Source organism: Solidesulfovibrio aerotolerans, assembly GCF_009856865.1.
GTDB lineage: Bacteria > Desulfobacterota > Desulfovibrionia > Desulfovibrionales > Desulfovibrionaceae > Solidesulfovibrio > Solidesulfovibrio aerotolerans.
The window spans coordinates 84,361-106,425 of the sequence record NZ_WVUD01000011.1 but is presented as its reverse complement, the minus strand read 5'-3'; the positions used below and the strand labels follow the sequence as shown (position 1 = coordinate 106,425).

Annotated in this window: 15 protein-coding genes and 3 tRNA genes; 10 read left to right on the top strand and 8 right to left on the bottom strand. The window is 64.4% G+C overall.

Annotated features, from left to right (window positions below; all coding sequences use genetic code 11):
* The first annotated feature begins 270 nt into the window (after positions 1-270).
* Positions 271-1,737: a beta-barrel assembly-enhancing protease gene (locus tag GTA51_RS08625; protein ID WP_160960306.1), complete on the top strand. Its 1,467-nt coding sequence runs from the start codon at positions 271-273 to the stop codon at positions 1,735-1,737.
* A 22-nt stretch (positions 1,738-1,759) separates the two neighbouring features.
* On the opposite strand, the gene GTA51_RS08620 is transcribed toward GTA51_RS08625, so the two are convergent.
* Positions 1,760-2,617, bottom strand: a complete 858-nt coding sequence (locus GTA51_RS08620) for a hypothetical protein (protein ID WP_160960304.1) — start codon at positions 2,615-2,617, stop codon at positions 1,760-1,762.
* Between the two features lie 124 nt (positions 2,618-2,741).
* On the opposite strand from GTA51_RS08620, the gene GTA51_RS08615 reads away from it, so the two are divergent.
* Both GTA51_RS08615 and GTA51_RS08610 read left to right on the top strand, forming a co-directional pair.
* Complete coding sequence (locus GTA51_RS08615; RefSeq protein ID WP_160960303.1) at positions 2,742-8,213, top strand: alpha-2-macroglobulin family protein; 5,472 nt, start codon at positions 2,742-2,744, stop codon at positions 8,211-8,213.
* Positions 8,214-8,223: 10 nt separating this feature from the next.
* Positions 8,224-9,444: a type IV pilus twitching motility protein PilT gene (locus tag GTA51_RS08610; protein WP_160960301.1), complete on the top strand. Its 1,221-nt coding sequence runs from the start codon at positions 8,224-8,226 to the stop codon at positions 9,442-9,444.
* Here GTA51_RS08610 and GTA51_RS08605 read toward each other — a convergent pair.
* Complete coding sequence (locus GTA51_RS08605; protein WP_246198054.1) at positions 9,441-10,319, bottom strand: esterase/lipase family protein; 879 nt, start codon at positions 10,317-10,319, stop codon at positions 9,441-9,443. The genes GTA51_RS08610 and GTA51_RS08605 overlap by 4 nt on opposite strands.
* Before the next feature lie 136 nt (positions 10,320-10,455).
* On the opposite strand from GTA51_RS08605, the gene GTA51_RS08600 reads away from it, so the two are divergent.
* From GTA51_RS08600 to GTA51_RS08585, 4 genes are all read left to right on the top strand, one after another.
* Positions 10,456-10,531 (top strand) — tRNA-Val (locus GTA51_RS08600).
* 18 nt (positions 10,532-10,549) lie between these two features.
* A tRNA-Asp gene (locus GTA51_RS08595) sits at positions 10,550-10,626 on the top strand.
* 91 nt (positions 10,627-10,717) lie between these two features.
* Positions 10,718-10,794, top strand: a tRNA-Asp gene (locus GTA51_RS08590).
* Positions 10,795-11,255: 461 nt separating this feature from the next.
* Complete coding sequence (locus GTA51_RS08585; RefSeq protein ID WP_160960300.1) at positions 11,256-14,282, top strand: PAS domain-containing hybrid sensor histidine kinase/response regulator; 3,027 nt, start codon at positions 11,256-11,258, stop codon at positions 14,280-14,282.
* Between the two features lie 26 nt (positions 14,283-14,308).
* Here the strand turns inward: GTA51_RS08585 and GTA51_RS08580 are convergent, their stop codons facing one another.
* Positions 14,309-15,631, bottom strand: coding sequence for a sensor histidine kinase (locus GTA51_RS08580; RefSeq protein ID WP_160960298.1), 1,323 nt, complete (start codon positions 15,629-15,631; stop codon positions 14,309-14,311).
* Positions 15,624-16,331, bottom strand: coding sequence for a response regulator (locus tag GTA51_RS08575; RefSeq protein ID WP_160960297.1), 708 nt, complete (start codon positions 16,329-16,331; stop codon positions 15,624-15,626). Before GTA51_RS08575 ends, GTA51_RS08580 begins: the two co-directional genes overlap by 8 nt.
* Positions 16,332-16,631: 300 nt before the next feature.
* Here GTA51_RS08575 and GTA51_RS08570 point away from each other — a divergent pair, with 300 nt between their 5' ends.
* The gene (locus GTA51_RS08570) at positions 16,632-17,009 is read left to right on the top strand and encodes a hypothetical protein (protein ID WP_160960295.1); all 378 of its coding nucleotides are present in this window, start codon (positions 16,632-16,634) and stop codon (positions 17,007-17,009) included.
* A 200-nt stretch (positions 17,010-17,209) separates the two neighbouring features.
* Here the strand turns inward: GTA51_RS08570 and queC are convergent, their stop codons facing one another.
* The 3 genes from queC to GTA51_RS08555 form a co-directional block, all read right to left on the bottom strand.
* The gene (gene queC / locus GTA51_RS08565) at positions 17,210-17,917 is read right to left on the bottom strand and encodes a 7-cyano-7-deazaguanine synthase QueC (protein WP_160960294.1); all 708 of its coding nucleotides are present in this window, start codon (positions 17,915-17,917) and stop codon (positions 17,210-17,212) included.
* Between the two features lie 10 nt (positions 17,918-17,927).
* Positions 17,928-18,560 carry a 7-carboxy-7-deazaguanine synthase QueE gene (locus tag GTA51_RS08560; RefSeq protein WP_160960292.1) on the bottom strand — a complete coding sequence of 211 codons (633 nt, stop codon included), beginning with the start codon at positions 18,558-18,560 and terminating at the stop codon, positions 17,928-17,930.
* A 105-nt stretch (positions 18,561-18,665) separates the two neighbouring features.
* On the bottom strand, positions 18,666-19,037 hold the full coding sequence (locus GTA51_RS08555; RefSeq protein ID WP_160960291.1) for a 6-pyruvoyl trahydropterin synthase family protein: 372 nt from the start codon (positions 19,035-19,037) through the stop codon (positions 18,666-18,668).
* A gap of 107 nt (positions 19,038-19,144) precedes the next feature.
* Between GTA51_RS08555 and queF the strand changes: the two genes are divergently transcribed.
* A complete protein-coding gene (gene queF, locus GTA51_RS08550) occupies positions 19,145-19,573 on the top strand; it encodes a preQ(1) synthase (protein WP_160960289.1) in 429 nt (142 codons plus the stop codon).
* A 70-nt stretch (positions 19,574-19,643) separates the two neighbouring features.
* On the opposite strand, the gene GTA51_RS08545 is transcribed toward queF, so the two are convergent.
* Positions 19,644-20,498: a tetratricopeptide repeat protein gene (locus GTA51_RS08545; protein WP_160960288.1), complete on the bottom strand. Its 855-nt coding sequence runs from the start codon at positions 20,496-20,498 to the stop codon at positions 19,644-19,646.
* A gap of 250 nt (positions 20,499-20,748) precedes the next feature.
* Between GTA51_RS08545 and GTA51_RS08540 the strand changes: the two genes are divergently transcribed.
* Entirely contained in the window at positions 20,749-22,035 is a 1,287-nt protein-coding gene (locus GTA51_RS08540; RefSeq protein WP_160960286.1) for an HD-GYP domain-containing protein, read from the top strand.
* The last annotated feature ends 30 nt before the right edge of the window (positions 22,036-22,065 follow it).

The window sequence follows — 22,065 nt, the reverse complement described above, 5'->3', positions numbered from 1 at the left end:
CCGGTCGCGCGCCGCCGCCGGGGCAGGGTCGTTTCCGGCCCAGGCCTGCCCACTGTTTTTCGCGCCGCAGCATTGCCGGAGTAGCACCACTTCCACGTCGTTTCCGGCGCGGGCCTGTTCCTTTCCTGCGCCGTTTTTGCCAACAGCCCCGCGCGCTGCGCCAGGCCCAAGCCGCCTGCCAAAGGCCGGGCGGCTGCGGCGCTGCCGCCCCTTGGGCCAGTCCCCATCGCGGCACTTTTCTTCGCTGCCGGATGGGCGTATAGGCGGACTATGTACGTCCCAAGCTTGCGTCACCGGCCGGGCGCGACCCGGCGACTGGCGGCGGCGGCTGCCGCTGTCTGGTTGGCAGTGTCCCTGGTGCTGGCCCCAACCGCCCAGGCCTCGTTTTTTTCCTTTGATCTCAAAGACGAACGAGAGCTTGGCGAAAAATTCAACACGCTGATTCGGGCCCGCATGCCGCTGATCGAGGACACCGAGATCAACGACTACATCAGCGGCGTGGTGGAACGCATCGTCAAAGTCATGCCGCCCCAGCCTTTTCCCTTCAACGTCGCCATCATCAACAATAACGCCGTCAACGCCTTTGCCGGGCCGGCCGGCTACGTCTTCGTCTTTACCGGGCTGATTCTGCAGATGGAGCACGAGTCCGAGATCGCGGGTGTTGTGGCCCACGAACTGGCCCACGTCAGCCAGCGCCACATCGCCAAGCGCGTGGGCGAGATGAAAATGCTTTCCATCGGCCAGCTGGTCGGCGTCCTGGCCGGCGCGGTGCTCGGTCAAGCCACCGGCAACCAGGATCTGGGCACGCTTATGGCGGTCGGCTCCCAGGCTGCCACGGCCCATGCCTATCTCAAATATTCCCGCGACGACGAACGCGAGGCCGATCAGGTGGGCATGAACTATCTGGTGGCCGCCGGCTATTCGCCCCAAGGGTTGGTGGAAGCCTTCGAGACCATGCGCAAACTCAAATTCATGCAGGGCGGCGGCGACATCCCCACCTATTTAAGCACCCACCCGGGCCTCAACGAACGCATGGCCTACTTAAAAGACCGGGTGAAGATGCTGCCCAAGGACGTCCAGGACCGCAAGGATCAGGACGCGGCTTTCAAACGCGCCCAGGTGCTGGTGCGCGCCCGCTATACCGACCCCAAAAACGCCGTGGCCTACTTTCGAAAGATTGGCGACAAGGCGACCTGCCTGGACAAGCTCGGCCTTGCCATCGCCCTGTCCCGGTCCCTGGAGGATATGAGCCAGGCCAAGGCGGCCTTTGATGCGGCTTTGGCCTGCGGCGGCACAGACCCGCTGGTGCTGCGCGAGTCCGGCCGCTATTATTTAAAGATCCGCGATTTCGCCCGGGCCAAGACCCTGCTGGAGGCGGCCCTGCGGCAAAATCCCGGCGACATCGATTCCAATTTCGAATACGGCCGCATGCTGGCCCAGGAAGGCAACCCCAAGGCCGCCATCAGCTATATGGAAAAGGTGCGCCTGCGCGTGCCGGAAAACGGCGAAATCCGCGCCATCTACGGCCAGATCCTCGGGCAGGCCGGGGATATTTTCCACGCCTACCTCAACCTGACCTACGCCGCCGTGTACGAAAACAACCCCATGCAGGTCAAATTCCAGCTGGAAAAAACCAAGGCTGCGGCCAAAACCGACGACGACCGCCGCGAGCTGGCCAAGCTGCAGGCGGCCATCGAAAAACGCGCCGAATTCTGGAAGAAAAAGATCCTGAATTAAACGCGCTGCGGTTAGCTCGCCCTTACGGCCAGCAGGTCTCCTTACCGGCCGCTGCCGCCTTTCCAGTCTTTAAGACCAGCGCCATGGGCCGCACCGCCGTCTTGCCGGCCGGACAGGCCGTTTTGCGCCCGGTCTCGGGGCGCTTTTCCGTATAGAACAGCCGCCCCTTGGCCACCGTTGCCCCCGGCGCAACCGTGGCGTCCAGGGTCTGCTTTCCGGCGGCCAGATCGACGGCCATCAGCCCGTGTATCTCTTGGGGCGCGCCGTTTTGCACCAGCAGCGTGTCGCCGGCCAGACCGGCAAAGGCGAAGTCGCCGCCGTTGGGGATCTCAAACAGCGGCGTGCCCTGGGCCAGTTCGCAGACCGCGTCCGGCGAATCGGCCCCGGTGTGGGCCGCAACCCGCAGGGTGTGGCCGTCGGAATAGGACGCCAGCGTCTCGACCACGGCGTAACGGGGGAAAAAATAACAGGTCTTGTTATGATAGGCGTGGACCTCGGCCGCATCGGTCCCGGGCAGGCCCACCGGCTGGTTGCGCGTGATGGTGGTGGCCCCGTATTCCGCCGTCAGAGGCTTTATCTCGTCCACGGCCAGAATGCGGTAGCTGACACCCTGGCGGTCCACGGTTTCGCGAACCACACCCACGACCCGGACCTTGATGCCCACCACCGAACCCATAATCGCCCCGGTATCGAAGGGAATATAGACCACGCCGGGCTCCTGGGGACTGGTCAGCTCGATGCCCCCCTGGGCACTCTGCCGAAACATGCCGTAAACCGTCGTTTTCCGGGTTTCGGCCTCGGCCTCGGCCGGCTCGGCCGCCCCCAGAAGGCAGCACAGCACAACAGCGAGCAGTACAAGCAGGGACTGGATGCGAAACATAGGGCCTCCTTGGCGTGATGGTCTGGGGTATCAGAGCGGCGACATTTTGCAAACGCGTCATTTCCTCGCATCGCAGTTGAAAAAATATGGAACGCGGGTATGAAGGTAAGCATCGGAGGCCGCAATGAACCAATCGCCCACAGACGGCACACGGCAGACCTGGAAAAACTGGCTTATCGCGGCCCTGGCCGTCATCGCCCTGGGCGAGTTTGCGCTGCTGGCACGCCAGCCGGCCCCGCCGCCAGCTGCCTCCTCCGAGCCGACAGGCCAGGTCGCACCCGCGCCCCAGGCCGCCCTGGACGCCGTGCGCGTGGCCGGTCTGGCCATGGACCCCGAACGCGGCCGCTATCTGCTGGCCGCCTTTGACCGGCCCGTGGGCGCGGCCAAGGAAGGGGCCTCACCGGCCGCCGATCCCGCGGTCATCGAACCGCCCATACCAGGGCGCTGGACCTGGATTTCGCCCTACATGCTGCGTTTTGAGCCCAAAGACGGTTTTGCCCAGGCAACGGTCTACACTGTAAAATTTTCCTCCCAGGCCCTGGTGGCCCCGCCCCAGGTACTGGCCGGCCAGGACAGCTGGCAGGCCAGCTACGGCAGCTTTGAAGTGGCGCGCCTGACCGCCCACCTGGAACCGGCGGCCGCAGGCGGGGCCATGGTGGTGGTGCGCGGCGAAGCGGCCTTTAACCGCTCCGTCGAGCCCAAGGCCCTGGTTGACCACATAAAACTCGTTGATCCCCGCGACCCGTTAAAACCCGTGGCCATTGCGCTGAGCACCACCCACAGCGCCAAAAAAATCAGCTTTGTCTCCGATCCCATCGAGAAAACGCCCCAACAGCGCGATGTCAAAGTCGTGATCACTCCGGGGCTGCTCCCGGATAAGGGCGACATCGCCCTGGCGCGCGAAGCCGTGGCCGTCATCCCCGTGGCGCTCGACCCCCATCTGCGCCTGCGCGAGGTCAAGGCTGCTTCCGAGGAAGGAACCGCCACCATCCGCCTCACCATGTCCACTCCGGTCGAGGCCAACGAGGAAACAGCCGGGCACATCCGCATTGAACCGGACATGGCCACGGAACTGGCGTCCGATGGCGCGGAGTTGCTCTTAAGCGGGGCCTTTGAGCCGGGCCGGGAATACAGCGTCGTCCTGGAAAAGGGACTCATCGCTGCCGACGGCGCGGTTCTTGACGCCGAGGTCACGCGCACGGTGCGCGTCCCAGACCTTGAGCCCAGCGTGGATTTTCGCGACCAGGGGTTGTTCCTGTCGCGCAACGGCTACAAGAATCTGGCTGTTAAAAGTGTCAACGCCACCACGGCCGAAGTCTCCATCGACCGGGTCTATTTCAACAACATGTGTCCGCTTTTTACCATGGACTACTCGGCTTTTGAGGACTTCTACGGCGGCGGCGGGATCAATTCCAGCCTGGGCGACCGGATAACAAGCGACCGGGTGCCCTTGCGCCACAAAAGCAACACCGTGGAGACCACGCCGCTTAATCTCGAAAAATTCATCCAGGGGCAGGAACCGGGCCTCTACCGCGTGGCCCTCACCGTTCCCGGCAAGTTCGAGGGCTTCCAGCGATTTGTGTGTATCACCGACATCGGCATCATCGCCAAGCAGGGACCGGGCGATCTGCTGGTCTGGACGGCCTCGGTGGCCAGCCTTGCCCCCCTCACCGGAGCCAGCGTCAAGGTCTACTCCCACCAAAACCAGGAACTGGCCGGTGGCACAACCGACGCCCAGGGCCTTTTCCGGGCCAAAATCAATCCCAAGGCAGCTTCCGACAAACGCCCCTATTTGATTGTGGTGCAAAAAGGCGCGGACACGAGCTTTCTGCTCTACGACCGCTTCCGGGTGGACGAAGCCGGCCTCGACGTCGGCGGCGCGGTCATTCCGGCCGCCGGCTACACGGCCTTTATTTACGGCGAACGCGACATCTACCGCCCGGGCGAAACCCTGGAGGGGCTGGCCGTGGTGCGCGACGTGCGTCTGGGCGTGCCGCCCTCCATGCCGGTGACCATCCGGCTGGCCGATCCCCAGGGCCGGAAAATCAGCGAACAGGCCGTCGTCACCGGCGCTGAAGGGGCGGTGAGCCTCAAACAGTCCCTGCCGTCCCAGTCCCTGACCGGGGCCTATACCCTGGAAATCGCCATCGGTGAGACCGTCATCGGCCAGTACCGTTTCCAGGTGGAAGAATTCGTGCCCGACCGCATCAGCGTCGCGGTGACGGCCGACCCGGCCCTGGCTGTCCCAGGACAGGCCGTGCCCTTTGCCGTGTCCGGGCGCTATCTCTTTGGCGCGCCCGGGGCGGATCTGCCGGTGGAGGTGCGCGCCCGGCTGGTCAAGGCGGCCTTTGCTCCCAAGGGGTTTGAGCAATACGTCTTTGGCGATCCGGAACGCAGCTTTGAGGACACGGAATTTTTCCAGGAGTCGGGCGCGCTTGACGCCGAAGGCAAGGCCGCCTTCGAGGCCGCCCTGCCGGACGGCCTGTCGCCGCCGGCCGCCCTGGAAGCCATTTTCACCGCCCGGGTGCGCGAAGGCGGCGGCCGGGGCGTGTCCAGCCTGGCCCGGATGCCGGTGCATGTCTACGCCAGCTATCCGGGGCTCAAACGGTTGGCCAGCGATGCCGCCCCCCCGGGCAAGCCGCTCACCTTTGATTGCGTATCTGTGGCCTCCGGCGGCGCGCTCGCCAACACGGCGGAGCTATCGGCCACGCTGTACCGCGACGCCTGGCAGACCGTGCTGCGCAAAGGCCCGGACGGTTCGCTCAAATACGAATCCGTGCGCGATCCCAAGGTGCTCGACACCAAGACCGTGGCCCTTGCCGGCGGCAAAGGCCGGGTGAGTTTCACCCCGCCGTCCTTTGGCAGCTACCGGGTGGTGCTCACCGACGACGCTTCGGGCGCGGCCACCCAGGTCGATTTCTATGCCGGCGGTTTTGGCTATTCGCCCTGGGCCATGGAGAATCCGGCCCGCATTGAACTGAAACCCGACAAGACCGAATACGCCTCGAGCGAAACAGCCAAATTGCAGGTGCGCGCCCCCTTTGGCGGCAAGCTGCTGGTGGCGGTGGAAGGCTCGGCCATCCACGACGTGCAGATCATCGACCTGCCCGGCAACACCGGCGAAATCACCGTGCCCATTAAGCCCGAATACATGCCCGGCGTGTATGTGACCGCAACCCTGGTGCGCAAGGTCGGCGACGTCGTCTCCGGCAGCCCGTCGCGCGCTTACGGCGCAACCCCCATCGGCGTGGACAAGGCCTCGGGCAAGCTGCCCCTGACCCTTGCCGCCCCGGCCGAAATCCGCCCCGGCACAACGCTTTCCGCCGAGGTCAGCGCTCCCCCCGGCAGCGTGGTCACCGTGGCTGCCGTGGACGAGGGCATCTTGCAACTCATCGCCCAGAAAACCCCCAACCCCTTTGCCGCGTTTTATGCCAAGCGCCAGTTGCAGGTGGAAACCAGCGACACGTTTGCCCTGCTCCTCCCGGAAGTGGCCCCTATCCTCGGCAAGGCCCTGGCCGGCGGCGGCGACGGTCTGGAAGACCTGTCCAACTTCGTGCGCTCCCAAAGCCCGGCCGCCAAGACCGTGGCGTTCTGGTCGGGGCTGGTGTCCGTCGGCCCCACCGGCAAGGCGACCGTGCATTTTGATATCCCCGAATTCCAGGGACAGGTGCGGCTTATGGCCGTTGGCGCGTCGGGACGCCGCTTTGCCTCGACCGAGGCCAAAACCATCGTCAAAAGCCCGCTCGTCCTGTTGCCGTCGTTCCCCCGCTTCCTGTCCTTTGGCGACAAAGCCCTAACGACCCTGACCGTTCGCAACGACACCGGCAAGGACGGCTCCTTTGCCGTGACGCTGACTGCCTCCGGCCCGGCGAGCGTGGCCAATTCCCCGCAAACCGTGGCCATTGCCAAAGGAGCCACGGCGGCCATCGTCTTCCCGGTCACGGCCGGGGAGAGCGAGGGCGTGGCCTCCCTGGCCGCCACCGTCAGCGGCGGCGGGGAATCATCCACGGATTCGGCCGACATCCCGGTGCGCTCGCCGCTGCCGGCGCGCACCTCGGTGCGCTCGGGCAGTCTTGAATCCGCCAACCTGACCATTCCCGAACTGGCCTCCGGGGAATTCCTGCCCGGCACGGCCCGGCGCGACGTCACCGTCGGGGCCTCCCCGCTGATCCGTTTCACCGGCAACTTAAAAGCCCTGCTCGGCTATCCCTACGGCTGCCTGGAGCAGACCACCTCCAAGGCCTTTCCCCTGCTCTATTTTGCCGATCTGGCCCGGGCCATGGACCCGGCCGCCTTTGAAAACCAAAATCCGGCCGCCATGGTGCTCTCGGGCCTGCGCCGGATAACGGGCATGCAGCTGTATAACGGCGGGTTTGCCATGTGGCCCGGCGGGGATGAACCGCAACCCTGGATGAGCCTGTATGCCACCCATTTCCTGGTCGAAGCGGCTGCGGCCGGCTATCCCGTGGACAAGGACGTCCTGGGGCAGGCGTTGCGCTATGCCGGCGAAACCGGGCGCGAGGCCAAGCTCGACACGGCTGACGGCCAAAAGCTCGCCGCCTATGCCCTGTTCGTCCAGGCCAAGGCCGGCCGGGCCGACATCGGGGCCATGGACAATCTGCGCGATGCCCACGGCAAGGGCATGGCTGCCGAATCCAAGGGCCTGCTCGCCGCTGCCTACGCTGCCGTGGGCAACACCCGGGCCGCCGATCTGCTGGTGGCCGGCCCTGTCCCGTCTGGCGAAGCGCGCAAGGAAACCGGCGGCACGCTGGACTCCACCCTGCGCGACAAGGCGCTCTATCTGTCGGCGCTGATGGACGCCGCCCCGGCCGATCCGCGCCTGGGCAGCCTGGTCGTGGAGGTCGGACGGCTCCTGGAGGGCGAAGCCTACCCGTCCACCCAGGAAAACGCCTTTGCCCTGTTGGCCCTTGGCAAGTTCTACGCCCGCCAGCAGGCCAAAAAGCCGTTTTCGGGCCAGCTTTTTGCCGGCTCGGGCCTGCTGTCGGATTTTTCGAGCGCCAAGGTCTTAAGCCTGCGCCGGCTTGCAGACACCGGCGATCTGCGGCTCAGCGTCACCCAGGGCTTCGAGCCGGGCAGTTGCTTCTACTCCGTGCGCACCCGCGGCATCCCGGCACCGGCCGCCTATGCGCCCCATGCCGCCGGGCTGGAGATCGCCCGGACCTATCTGACCCGAAACGGCGAGCCGCTGCTCGCCAACACCGTGCCCCAGGGGGCGCTGGTGGTGGTCAAATTCGCCGTGCGGGCAACGAGCGGGCCGGTTGCCAACGTTGTCCTGGAAAATCTGCTGCCGGCCGGCCTTGAAGTGGAAAATCCGCGCCTGGACAGCACCGAACGGCTGCCCTGGATGGGCGAGGACGACAAATCCAGGAGTAACGCCCTTGACCTGCGCGACGACCGTATCCTCATGTTCACGGATCTGCCCGACACCGGCTGGCAGGTCCACTACGCCCTGCTGCGGGCTGTGACGCCCGGCGAGTTCCGGCTGCCCCCGGCCCAGGCCGAGGCCATGTACGCCCCGGAATTGCGGGCCAGCGGCGAAGCCGGCTCCTTCGTTGTCACCGGATCGGGAAAATAGCCCACGACTTATGGAAAAATTCAAAAAACTCGTCACGTCCTGTGTTCGCAACAATGTATCCGACCTGCATCTGCGGCCAGGGATGCCCGTGGCCGCCCGCAAAAACGGGCTCCTCCACTTCCAACGCGACATCACCTTTGCCGCCGAGGAACTCGATACCCTGCTGCACAGCCTCACCACCGACCGCCAACGCCGCATCCTGGCCGAACGCTGGTCCGTTGATTTCTCAGCCCATTTCCCCGATGCCCAGATGCGCTTAAACGCCTTTCATACCGCCGATGGCCTGGGCCTGACCATCCGCTTTCTGCCCGCGACCATCCCCGATTTCGAGGCTTTAAATCTCCACCCCTCCCTGCGGGACTTGTGCAGCCAGCCCCATGGCCTGATTCTCATCTGCGGCCCGACGGGCAACGGCAAATCCACCACCATCGCGGCCATGGTCCGGGAAATAAACGAAACCCGGGCCGGCCATATTGTCACTTTGGAAGATCCCATCGAATACCGGTTTGTCTCCGAGCGCTCGCTGGTGGACCAGCGCGAACTCGGTGCCCATTTCCCGAGCTTTGAACAAGGGTTGCAGGATGTATTGCGCGAAGACGCTGATGTGATCGTGGTGGGGGAACTGCGCGACCCGGAAACCATGCGCCTAACGATCAACGCCGCCGAGTCCGGCCATCTGGTCATCGCCACCCTGCACGCCGCCACGGCCGAGGAGGCGCTGTTGCGCCTGTGCAACGCCTTTACCGCCGACGCCCAGGATTTTGTGCGCTCCCAACTGGCCTCCTGCCTGGGGGCCGTGGTGGTGCAGCATCTGGAACTGTTGCCCAAGGTGGGCTTTCGGGCACCTGTCCTGTCCATCATCCGCAGCGCCCCGGCCCTTCGCAATATCATCCGGGAAAACCGCTTCAACCAGATTGAAAACATGCAGCAGGCCGGCCGCTCCGACGGCATGTTCACCTTCGAGCGCTACCGCGAGGAATTTCTCGACGCCCGGACCAGCCTGACCCCGCCCACCCTGGTCTTTCGGGCCAGCAGCCGGCCAGCCCCGCCGCCCATCCGCCCCGCCGAGCCACAGCCGGCCCGACCCGTGGCCCCGGTCAGCCCCGCCCCCCACCCGGCCGCCGGCAACGCAGGCCATGATCTCGATTCCGACCGGCCCGAGCCCTACCGCATCGACGACGAGATGTCCCTGGAGGAACTCGTGGCCCAGATGCACGGCAAAAAGCCTTAGCTTGCCCCCTCGCCTTGCCGGTCGGGGTTTGGCCCCAGACTGCGCCCAACGGCCGCCACCACCAGGGCGATGGTGGCCGGATGGTAGAGCATGGCCACATGGGCCACCGGCGGCGTGACCACATGCTGCCAGCCCGGCCGGCCCGGGTCCAAGCCGGTATCCGGCACCACGAGTCCGTCCACCGGGGAATACAGCGCCGTGCAGCGCGCGCCGGGCGGATCGGGCAGCGCCGCCAGACGGGCCAGGAGCCGGCTGCCCGGACGCAGCGACCGGCCAAGCCGGCCCACGGCCAGGATGGCGAGAGCACTGCCCTGATGCGGCGTACCCAGCGTCACGATGGCCCGCGTGCGCCGGGCTAAGTCCGGTTCGGCGGCCAGCCGCCGGGCCAAAAGCCCGCCCAAACTGTGGCCGAGAAAACACAGCGGGGCATCAGGGGCGAGCGTGGCGCGCAACACGGCCAGCAGGCGTTGGGCCTCGGCCTCGAAATCCGTCCCAAGCGAGCGGTAGGCCAAAATGGCAACCTGGGCATAGCCGGCCCGGGCCAGGGCCGGTCGGATGGCCAGAAAAGCGGCCGGGGTGTGGTAAAGCCCGTGCAGGCATACCACCGTCGGCTGTCCGGGAACCGGCGGGGAGCCTCGCCGGCGGGGAGCCAACAATGGCCCCAGGGGACAGGTGAGAATCATGACCAACTGGGCAACCACGGCCGAGAGGATGCCCTGGGCCAGACAGGCGGCCCCCTGGCCCGGACAGGCCCGGCCGAACAGGCTGTTGTGCCCCCGATAGACAGCCAACCCGAAGGCGGCATAGCTGCCAGCAGCCAGGGCCAGGGCTGCTCCCAGGGGGAGAGCCAGGAGCACAAGGAAAACGGTCATCATGTCCACCCTGCCGGTTGTGGTTCAAAGCTGCCTCTAGCATAGCGGAATACAACAGGAATGAGAATTGGCCCTAGAGCCGTGAAAAAAAATGTTGACGCCGGGGGGCGAGATGCGTAGATACCGTGTCTCGCCGGGCGGGCGGGTAGCTCAGCTGGGAGAGCATCGGCCTTACAAGCCGGGGGTCACAGGTTCGAGCCCTGTTCCGCCTACCACGAGTTGCCGAGCGATCTGGGGCCGTAGTTAAGCTGGTTATAACGCCGGCCTGTCACGTCGGAGGGCGCGAGTTCGAGTCTCGTCGGCCCCGCCAGATCTTAACAAGCAGTATAAACTGCTTGTCGGGGCCTCGAAGCACAATCCCTTCGAGGCTCCTTACTTTCAAGTTTGCGGATTGTCGATCTGGGGCCGTAGTTAAGCTGGTTATAACGCCGGCCTGTCACGTCGGAGGGCGCGAGTTCGAGTCTCGTCGGCCCCGCCAGATCAAATCAGACAGCATTGGCTGCCTGTCGAGGCCTCGAAGGAAACCCTTCGAGGCCTCTTGTTTTTTGCCATCGCTGCTTTTTCGCTGTCGCTGCTTTTTCGCTGTCGCTGCTTTTTCGCGCCCCCCCGACGGGGTGCGCCCCGACCGGCGGCGGCTCGTGGGGCACCGGCAACGCCCGGGACGCCGCCTTGCCCCTGGCAGGCCCCAGCCAGTCCCTGTTTGACGCCCTGCCCCAAGGCGTTTATAGAAATAATACGTTCTTTGAATTTTCTCTCCTCTCGTAAAGGAACGCAGCTGCGGCGCATCCTGGCGGGCGTGGTCAATCGCAGCCTCACCGCACTGTGGCACCGAGGCTGCCAACGCCTGCCCGGAATCAAGTTGTTCGCGACGAGCCGCCAATTCTGTACCGATCTGTTTTCTGCACGGCCAGCCGGACAAGAAACCAAGGAAGTGACAGTATGAGCTGCTGGCTCCCGATAGCCTTGATCGCCGGCGCAGTCTGCTTCTCCCTCTTTGTCTTTTTGTATTTCTTCCTCTACGGAAAATACAAAGACCGATTCCTGTTGCTCTGGGCCCTGGCCTGGCTGGCCCATGCCCTGCGCAACATGGTCATCCTGGTCAACGTTTCCAATGGACCCTGGCCCGGCCTCCTGCTCGTCGAACAACTGCTGGTGGTCGCCACCGGCACCCTCCTGCTGTGGGGTTCCCTGGAATATGCCGGCCGACGTCCCGGCCGGAGTCTGTCCCTGGTCGCCGGATTGACGGCGGCCTGGTGCCCGGTCTCGCTCGCCCTTTCCATCCCGGCCCCCTGGTTTTACATCCCCACGTACTTTTATTTTGCCGTTTCCCAGATCATTAACGGACGCGTCCTGCTCCATGGGGCTCCAGTCAATGCCGTCGGCCGCCATGTGGCCGGCTGGGCCTTGATCCTGTGGGGGCTGCACCACCTGGACTATCCGTTCCTGCGCCCGGTGGCCGCCTTCGCTCCCTGGGGTTTTTTGATCGGGGCCTCCCTGGGCCTTCTCTCGGCCGTGGCCATCATCGTGACCTACCTGGAAGCAATACAAGGCCGGCTGGCCCAGAGCGAGCGCATGTTTCGCGCCCTTTTCAACAGCCATCAGGCACCGTTTTTTCTGCTCGACGCCACCACAGGCGACATCGTGGACGCCAACGTGGGCGCGGCCGCCTTTACCGGCTACTCCCAGGACGAACTGCGCGGCCAAAACATCTCCCGGATCAGTGCCATGCCGCCCGAAACCCATACCGACCTGCGCCAGGAAGTCTGTGCGGGAACGCGGCAACGCTACAGCGCCGTACACCGGCTTAAAAACGGCGAAGAGCGCCTCACCGAAGTCTACCCGTCCGTGGTGGAACTCTCCGACCGGCCGCTCCTGTTCTGCATTGTTCATGACGTCACCGAGCGCCGGCAAGCCGAGCAGGCGCGCCAGGAAAGCGAGGAGCGCCTGCGCACCCTCATCAATGCCATACCGGATCTCGTCTGCTTCAAGGACGGCCAGGGCCGCTGGCAGGAAACCAACCCCTGCAATCTGGAATTGTTGGGACTGTCCGAAGCAGACTGCCTGGGCAAAAGCGATGCGCAGTTGGCCAGGGAATATCCGTTCCTGCAGGAAACGTTGCGGCACTGCGAAACCACTGACGAGAACGCCTGGGAACGTCGTGGCCCCAGCCGCAGCGAGGAGACCCTGCCCCTGCGAAACGGCACGTTGCGCCTGTACGACCTAATAAAGGTTCCCACCTATTACCCGGACGGCCGCCGCAAAGGGCTGGTGGTCGTTGGCCGCGACATCACCGAGCACAAGAGCCTGGAAAAAACCTTGACCTTTCTGGCCACCCACGGCGTCAGTGACGGTTTGGATTTTTTCCAGGCGCTGGCCAGATTTCTGGCCGAGCTTTTGAACATGGAATTCGTGTGCATCGACAGACTGGAAGGGGAAGGCCTCACGGCCCGGACCCTGGCCGTCTATCACGACGGCCACTTCGAGGACAATGTCACCTATGCGCTCAAGGATACCCCCTGCGGCAATGTGGTGGGCAAAACGATCTGCAGCTTCCCCCGCGATGTGGCCGAACTGTTCCCCAACGATCCGGTACTACGCGACATGGCCGCCGACAGCTATGTCGGGACCACGCTGTGGGACGCCGCAGGATACCCCAACGGCCTGATCGCCGTCATCGGCCGCCGCCCCCTGGACAATCAACCGCTGGCGGAATCCGTCCTGCGCCTGGCCAGTATGCGGGCGGGGGCCGAATTGGAGCGGCTGCTGACCGAGGAAGCGTTGCTGGCGGCCAAGGACAGCGCTGAATCAGCCAACAAGGCCAAATCGGAATTTTTAGCCAACATGAGCCACGAAATCCGCACGCCGCTTAACGGGGTGCTCGGCATGCTGCAACTGCTGGCCACCACTGCCACCGACGACGAGCAGCAGACCTACCTCGGCCACGCCATAGCCTCCACCCAGCGCCTGACCCGGCTGCTGGCCGACATTCTCGACCTGTCCAGGATCGAAGCCGGCAAATTGATCATCCAGGAAGCGGCCTTCAATATGGGGACGTTGCGGGAATCAGTCCTGGAGATTTTTGGCCGGTCTGCCACGAGCAAAGGCCTGGGGCTGGACTTTAGCATCGATCCCCGCATCCCCCCATTGCTTTACGGCGACGAGGCCCGCATACGCCAGATACTGTTTAATCTCATCGGCAACGCCCTCAAATTTACCGACCATGGGGCGGTCCATGTGGAAGCCGCGCCCCAGCCCCGCACGGCCACAGCCGGTGTCCGGGTTCTTTTTACCGTCAGCGACACCGGCATCGGCATTCCTGAATCCCGCCTGACCGATGTCTTTGAGCCTTTTGTCCAGGCCGAGGGAAGCTACGCCCGCCGTTTCCAGGGGGCCGGCCTTGGTTTGTCCATCGTGCGCAAACTCGTTAAGCTTCTGGGCGGCGACCTCTCCATCGACAGCACCGAGGGCCTGGGAACGACCATTTACCTGTCCCTGCCCTTTGGCCTGCCGCCGCCCGCGTCCGACCCGGGCAGTGTCGCGGACGCGCAAAAGCTCCAGGCGACCGGGGCCGCCCCGCGCGTCCTGTTCGTCGAGGATGACCCGGTCAATCTGCTGGCCGGCCAGCGGATGCTCGAAAAGCTCGGCTGCGCCGTGACCACGGCCACCGATGGCCGGCATGCCCTGGAGATATTTAACCGGCAGTCCTTTGACATGATTTTCATGGACATCCAGATGGCCGATACAGACGGCGTCCAGGCCACCCGGGCCATCCGCTCCGGCCCCTTTGCCGGCAGCGCCAAGGCGGCCATTCCCATCATCGCCATGACCGCCTACGCCATGACCGGCGACCGGGATAAATTCCTGGCGGCCGGCATGGACGACTACCTCGCCAAGCCCGTGGATATGGCGATGCTCACGCAGATTGTGGAAAAATACCGGGGCACCGGGCGAAAGGCTTCGGACTGATCGGCGGGGCGGTTGATCGCGCCCTCTCAGCACACTGGCCCCGCGGGCGGGCGGGGAATCTCCACCGTCACCGCCAGCCCGCCCCCGGCAACGGCAGCGGCCGCGATTCGCCCGCCATGGGCGCGCACGATGGCCTGACACAGGCTCAGCCCCAGGCCAAAGCCGCCGGTGTCACGGGTCCGCGAGGCGTCCACCCGGTAAAACGGCTCGAATATATGCGGCAAGGCTTCGGCCGGAACACCCGGGCCGTGGTCAGCCACCACCAGCACGATGCGCTCGTCTGGGGCGCTCAGGGTCAAGGCCACTGCGGCGTCGCCCGGGCGGGCGTACTTGCAGGCATTGTCTAAAAGATTTCCCAGCACAGTGGCCAGTTTTTCAGCGTCGGCCACGACCGCGACCGGGGCCTCGGGCACGGTCAGCACCAGCCCGGGCCGGCAGTCGGCGTAGCGGGCGGCCACGGCAACGGCCAGTTCCCGGACATCCATCGGGGCCGGGTGCACGGCACCGGCCTGATGGCGCAACCGGGCCGATTCGAGCAGCGAGACCACCATGGTTTCCATCTCGCCCACATCCTCGGCCATGGCCTCGGCCCGTTCCCGGTCCGGCAACAGCTCCAGGGCGAGTTTGAGGCGGGTAATGGGCGTTCGCAACTCATGGCTCACGTCCAGCAGCAACCGCTTCTGGGCGCAAAGCGTGGTGCGAAGAGCCAGGGTCATCTCATTAAACGTCCGGCCAAGTTCCAACAACTCCCCGCCGCAGGTCTCGGGTGCCCGGTAGTTGAGATCGCCGTCGCGCACCGCTGCCGCTGCCGCCGACAGCCAGCGAACCGGTCGCAACAGCCAGCGCATCAGGCCGTAACCGGCCAGCACTGCCACCCAGGTCAGGACCAGGGACAGGACGGCAAACTGGCGAAAAGCGGCCAGCTCGGCTGCGGTGGGGAACACGTCAAAGGTAAGCTTGGCCCCATCCGGGCCGGCCACCACCATCCGCCGATGGCCATGGACCAGTCCGCCTTGGACGCCGTCGCCCAGGGGACGCAGGGTGAGAGAGGCCTCGGGAAAGACCCCGCCCTGCCCAACGCTCCAGGCCTGCGGCCCGGCAACCGTGACGCGAAGGGGCAGCTCTGCCGTCAGGGCCTCGGCTTTGGCCCGATCCGGCGGATTGCCCACGGCCTCGGCCAGAAACCGGGCGTAGCGGGCCATATGCCGGCTGTCGGCGGTGTCGGCCCGGCTGTGAAAATGGATGTAGAGAAACCACGTGCCGCAGTTGATGACCAGCACCATGCCGAGCATGACCAGGGCCAGCCTGGTAAAAATCGAGCGGAACTGGCGACGGAGGAAATCAAGCATGTGCGTCGGCCTTGGCAATAAAGACATAGCCCGCGCCGCGCACGGTCTTGATAAAGGCCGGGGCCTTGGCGTCGTCGCCAAGCTTTTGGCGCAGCCGGCTCATGGCAATGTCAATGGAGCGGTTATAGACATCGCTTTCCAGCCCGCGCAAGGCGCGCAGCAAAGCGTCACGGTCGAGCACCCGGCCGGCGTTGCGGGCCAGCAGGGACAGGGCCTCAAATTCCGAAGTGGTCAGGCCCAGGGGCACTCCATCGAGAAAAGCCTCCCGAGCGGCCGTGTCCACCCGCAGCCGGCCAAAGGACAACACCGCCTCGGCCGGTTGGGTCAAAGCACCTTCGCCCCGGCGCAGCACTGCCTGGATGCGGGCCACGAGTTCGCGCGGTTCAAAGGGCTTGGACACATAATCATCAGCCCCGATTTCCAGGCCGGCCACCCGGTCGGCCACATCGACCCGGGCGGTCAGCATGATGATCGGCGTGGCCCCGCGCCGACGGATTTCCCGGCAGGCCTCGAAGCCGTCGATGTCGGGCAGCATGAGGTCAAGGATGATCAGGGCCGGGGCAAAAGCCTCCAGGAGGTTGAGCCCCTCCTGGGCGTGGCCGACAGTTTTGACCTCGTAGCCGAAGGTGCCCAGATACTGGTGCAGGAGGTCTTGCAGCCGCCTGTCGTCTTCAATGACCAGAATGCGTTTTGCGCCCATGGCGTCTCCTCCTGGCCGGCCGGCTGGCCGGAGGCGGTCGAGGTTGGAACCGATTCTAAGGCCCTCGGCCGGACTTGTGAACCCCGGGCGATCACGGCACCAGCGCCGGGCGACCCTGCGTCCAAGTCTACCCCGATGGACGCGTCCCGGCATTTCCGGGGCGCAACGGATTGTAACGAAATGTGTCAGTCGGATTGCAACAGTCTGTTACAATCTGTTGCGCCCTGGAGACGCCGGGACGCGGTCCTTTTGGCATGGTCCGGTGGCGGTCGCAACCGACGCCGCGAAAGGAGACGCATCATGGAACAAACACTCGTTACCCCGCAAATTCTCGACGCCTTCCACCTTATGTGGGATCTCCACCCCGGTCCGGTCATGCTGGTGCGGGCCAACCGCGAAATTGTTGCAGTCAATACCACCGGCAAGGAGCTGGGCATCCCTGCGGGAGCCAAGTGTTTCAGTCTGGCCGGACGAGAAAGCGTCTGCAAGCACTGCCAGGCCAACGCCGCCCTGTCCGAGGGCAAAGCCCGGCGCGCCGGGTCCTATGCCGAAAGCCTCGGTGGGTTCGTGGACGGTTATTGGACGCCCCTGGCCGGGGTTCCCGGGCTGTATCTGCACTATGGCAACAACATTTCCGAATACGTCCGCCCCGAGCTCTTGGTCCCAACGGCCGATTGAATCCGGCCCATACCCTAGAAAAAGCCGGTCTCCAAACGGAGGCCGGCTTTTTTGTATTTATCGGACAGGGCAGCGGGCGGAGTGGAAACGACATGGGATGGGGGCTGGCCCGGCGTCTGCGGCCGGCACGTGGCCCGGCTGACCGGCAGCGTCCAGGCGGTCGGCGTTGGGGACTGCTATCGGGGTGCAGCGGCAGCTTTTTAAAGGCTTGGCCGATAGCGCGTCGGATCGACCACGCCGGCTTCCTCGAAGCCTTTCTGGCGCAGCAGGCAACTGTCGCAGCGCCCACAGGCCAGACCGGCGGGATCGGGATCGTAGCAGGAATGGGTCAGGCCGTAGTCCACGCCAAGGCGTGTGCCCAGCCGCACGATCTCAGCCTTGGACAGGGCCAGAAGCGGCGTGTGGATGCGGATATGCAGTCGCCCTTCCACCGCCTCCTTGACGGCCAGATTGGCCATGGCCTCAAAAGCGGCCACAAATTCCGGCCGGCAGTCGGGATAGCCGGAATAGTCCAGGGCATTGACCCCGATAAAGATGTCGCTGGCCCCCAGCACCTCGGCCCAGCCCAGGGCCATGGACAGAAAAATGGTGTTGCGGGCCGGCACGTAGGTGACGGGTATCTCGGCCTCCATGGTGGCCACATCGCGGTCCTTGGGCACGTCGATGTCGGCGGTCAGGGCCGAGCCGCCGATGGCCCCCAGGGGCAGGGGCAGGATGAGATGGGCCTGGACCTGCATGGCCTTGGCCACCCGCCTGGCTGCCTCGATTTCGACGATGTGGCGCTGGCCATAGGCAAAACTGAGCGCACAGGGCAAAAAACCCTGGTCGCGGGCCACGGCCAGACAGGTGGTGGAATCCAGGCCCCCGGAAAAGAGGACCACGGCTTTTTTCAAATTGTCTGCGGGCATCACCGCTCCCTCACACGCCCCGGGCGTCGGGGCTCCAGATGTATTTGTGCAGTTGCAGCGAAAGCCGGGCGCGCACGCCGTCGGCCACCATCCAGGCCGCCAGTTCGGCGGCCTCGAACCGGCCGGGCACAGGCGAAAAATGGACCATGGCCCGGTCCCAGACCCGGGCCGCAATCTCCCGGGCAAATTCGTAATCGCCCCGGCCGGTCAGGACGAACTTGACCTCGTCGCGCGGCCGCAGGCGGTCCAGATTGGCGTAGTCGTTGCGCCCCTCCATGCCGCTGCCCGGGCATTTGACGTCCATGACGGCCACGGCCCGGGGATCGAGGACGCGAATGTCCAGGCTGCCGTTGGTCTCGACCAGGACGGTGCGGCCGGCGTCGGCCAGGGCGGCCACAAGTTGCGGCGTCTCGGGGGCCAAAAGCGGCTCCCCACCGGTAAGTTCGACCAGGGGCAGGCCCAGGGCGAGCAGCGCCGCAACCGCATCGGCCACGGGCATGGCGGCAAAAGACTCACCGGCATGGCGCGTATCGCACCAGGAGCACGTCAGATTGCAGCCGGACAGGCGCAAAAAGGCGCACGGCCAGCCGGCAAAGCTCGATTCGCCCTGGATGCTGGCAAATATCTCGTGGACCTTGAGCATCAGTCGTCGCGTCCCTAAAAAAATACGATAGTATTTTTCAAGAAAAATGCATGATTTTAATGTGTTACCAACGAAATACTCTATCCTCTTTTCGAGGACACGACACTAGTCGTCGCGGTAGGAGGCGGACAGCCCTTTGCTTTCCACCACCGTGACCTTGGCCACGCGCACCCGGTCGCTCCCCAGGCGCGCCTGCAGCCGGCCGAAAAGCCAGGCGGCAATGACCTCGGCCGTGGGCGGGCTCAGTTCGGGATGGTCGTTTAAGCAGGCGTGGTCCAGGCCGGTAAAGGCCTCGTCCATGGCGGCGCGCACGTCGGCGAAATCAGCCACCATGCCGTCAACAAGCTGCGTGGCGCACAGCTTGGCCGTGACCTCGAAATTGTGGCCGTGCATGGCGGCGCAGGGGCCGGGATGGCCGGGCAGGCAATGGGCGGCGCTAAAGGAACCGGAAACGGCTATGCTATATTGCGGCGGCATGGGGCATCTCCCTGGTCATTGAACATCGAGGCCCGGAAGCGTATGGAGGCGGGACGCATCTGTCAAGACAACCACGGCCGCCCCCGGCCGTCAAGGAGACTTCCCCCATGTCGCACCCGGTTCCCAGAGACGACACCAGCACCCTTCGCAGCCTCGGCCAGGGTGCCACGATTTATCCCCGCACCGCCACGCCCGAACTGCTGGAAACCTTCCACAATGCCTTCCCGGACCGCACCTACACGGTCGTTTTATCCAGCAACGAGTTCACCAGCCTGTGCCCCAAGACCGGCCAGCCCGATTTTGGCACCATCACCATCCGCTACGTGCCGGATGCGCTGTGCATCGAATCCAAGTCGCTCAAGCTCTATCTGTTCAGCTATCGCGAAGAGGGGACGTTTATGGAGACGGTGACCAATCGCATCCTTGATGATCTGGTGGAGGCCTGCTCGCCCCTGGAGATGGAAGTCGTTGGCGCTTTTGCAGCCCGGGGCGGCATCACGATTACGGTGACGGCCAGCTATAAAAAAGGCGCATAAGGGAAAAGGATGCCGGCGGCCGGGAGGGAGATGATCCCATGGGCCATTGTCTTTACAGACAAACGCGACACTAGGCACCGGGTTCGGCGTCAGTGTCCAGCACTCCGGGGGGCTTGTCCCCAGGCGGCAGCGCGCTCAGTGGCGGTTCGGCCGCGGCCTCGCCCCGCTCCCGGGAATCAAGATAGGCCAGAAAGGCCTTGGCCTCGGGAAAGGCGGCATTGAGCCGCAGGGCCTGGTTGAGCATGGCCCGGGAGCTTTTGAGCCGGCCTTTTTCGTACAGGGTCCGGGCGATGTTGTAGAGCAGATGCTCGTCGGTACGGCACAACCGGTAGGCCCGGCTGTAATAGCGCATGGCCTCGTCGTACATGCCAAGCTTGCGCATCTGGATGCCGAATTCGTTAAACAGATGCTTGTGTTCCGGTAAAAATGCCGCCTCGATGCGCATGATCTTGTGAAATACCGCATCGGCATTATGTTGTTCCTGGCGCTCCAGATAGGTCAGCCCCAGACCGAAGGCCGCCTTGACGTGTTCCTCGTCCAGCCGCAAAATGGCGTTGTATTCGAATTCGGCGGCAAAAAGCTCCTGGCGCTGGCGATGGTTGTCGGCTGTCTGGACGGCTTCTTCCATCCGGCGCATGACCGGCACAACCTTGTTGAGATAGACCGACGGTTCTGGCTGATATTGGGTGAGCAGGATCTCCCGGGTAATAAACCGCTTGGTCCCGGACGGGATGAAATTGCGGCTCAGGCGCTGGAGCGCCACCCGGCCGGCGGCGTCGAGTTGCTCGGCATAAAAAAAGATGCGCTGGCTGGCTTGCGAAACACCTCCAATACCAAGCAAGTGCTTTGAGTCAATAGAGAAAACACCCTTGACGGGCTTTTGGCCGAAAACGGGCCGGGTATGGAGTGTGGGTGGCTCTGGCATGGCTTGCAGATGGGTATTGGTGTTTCATACCCATCTCCGGGGGGTTTCGGCAAGCTCCCCCGAAAAGCAGGCAAACCACGCGTGTTGACAGTTTTTTTTCCAGGCGCGTATAAGATTGAATGCCGTCGCGGCGACCGGCGCGCCCGGTGAAACGGGAAACAGGCCGTGTTTGCCGGCAGCCAGAGGCCCGCCCCGCGCACCCGACGGGCGCGGGAGAAACAAAACGGCACCCGCAGTTTCAGGGAAGGTCATGCAGATAGACGAATATCCCATTTTGGTGGAACAGTTGTGTCCGGGGCTTTTTATCCGCATTGACGCCCCCGGCCTGTCCCACCCCTTCCCGGCCAAGGGCTTTGTCGTGCGCAACGACGCCGATGTGGCCAAAATCATGGCCCTGGGCCTGCCCCATGTCTATTGCGTGCCGGATAAGTCCGCCCGGCTGCCCATTTCTCTGGAAGAACTCGAAGGCCAGGCCGGAAAGCGGCAAAAAGGCCCCTGGGCCTCGGCCCGCACCCCGGTTTCGGCCGAACTCTCCAGCCTCAAACGCGAGACGATTGAACGCAACAAGGACCGCATCGAACGCTTTGCCGTCTGCGAACGCCGCTACGAAAAAGCCATGGACAAGGTCATGGAGGCGCTCAAAAAGGTCAGCTCCCCCAACGCCGAGGTGTTGGAAGCGGCCGGCGAAGTGGTCGGCCCCATGGCCGAGATGTTTCTGTCCGATCTCGATGTCCTTATCAATGTCATGACCGCCAAGATGCGGGATGAGGCCAAGCACTACCACGCCCTAAACGTGGCCGTGCTGTCCATGATGCTGGCCAAGGAAATGGGACTAGCCAAGGCCGAGATCGAGGAAGTGGGCACAGGGTCGCTTTTCCACGACGTGGGCAAGGGGCGCGTTCCCATCCAGCGTTTTTCCAAGGGCAACATGGTGACCATGAGCAAGGTGCTCAAGGAATACTACATGGAGCACCCCAAGATCGGGGCCAAGATGCTGGCCGCCGTTCCGGGGTTCCCCCCTGCGGCCCAGATGCTGGTCCTGCAGCACCACGAACTGCTCGACGGCACAGGCTTCCCAGGCAAATTTAGGGGCGATGCCGTGGCCCTTGGCGCGCGCATCGCGGCCGTGGCCAACGTCTACGACCGTTTTTTAAACGCCAAGGACGGCAGCCCCCTGCGCACGCCCCACGAAGCCATGAAGGCGCTGTACAAACGACGCGGCCCGCTCGACCCCAAGGCCGTGACCCTGTTTATCCGCAAGCTCGGCGTCTATCCGCCCGGGTCGCTGGTGGAGCTGTCCAACGGCATGCAGGGCATGGTCGTCTCGGCCAATATGCGCGACTCCCTGCGCCCCAGCGTCAAGGTCCATCACCCGGACATCCCCAGGCGCGAGGCGCTGATTATCGACCTGACCATTGAAACCGAATTGACCGTGACCAAAGCCATGCGTCCTGACGACCTCCTCCCGGACGTGCTGCAATACCTCAATCCCGGCAAGCAGGTTTCCTACTATGTGGACGCCGCGCCCCGGTCCTGACCGCCAAACGCCTGCGTTGCGGGGTTGCCC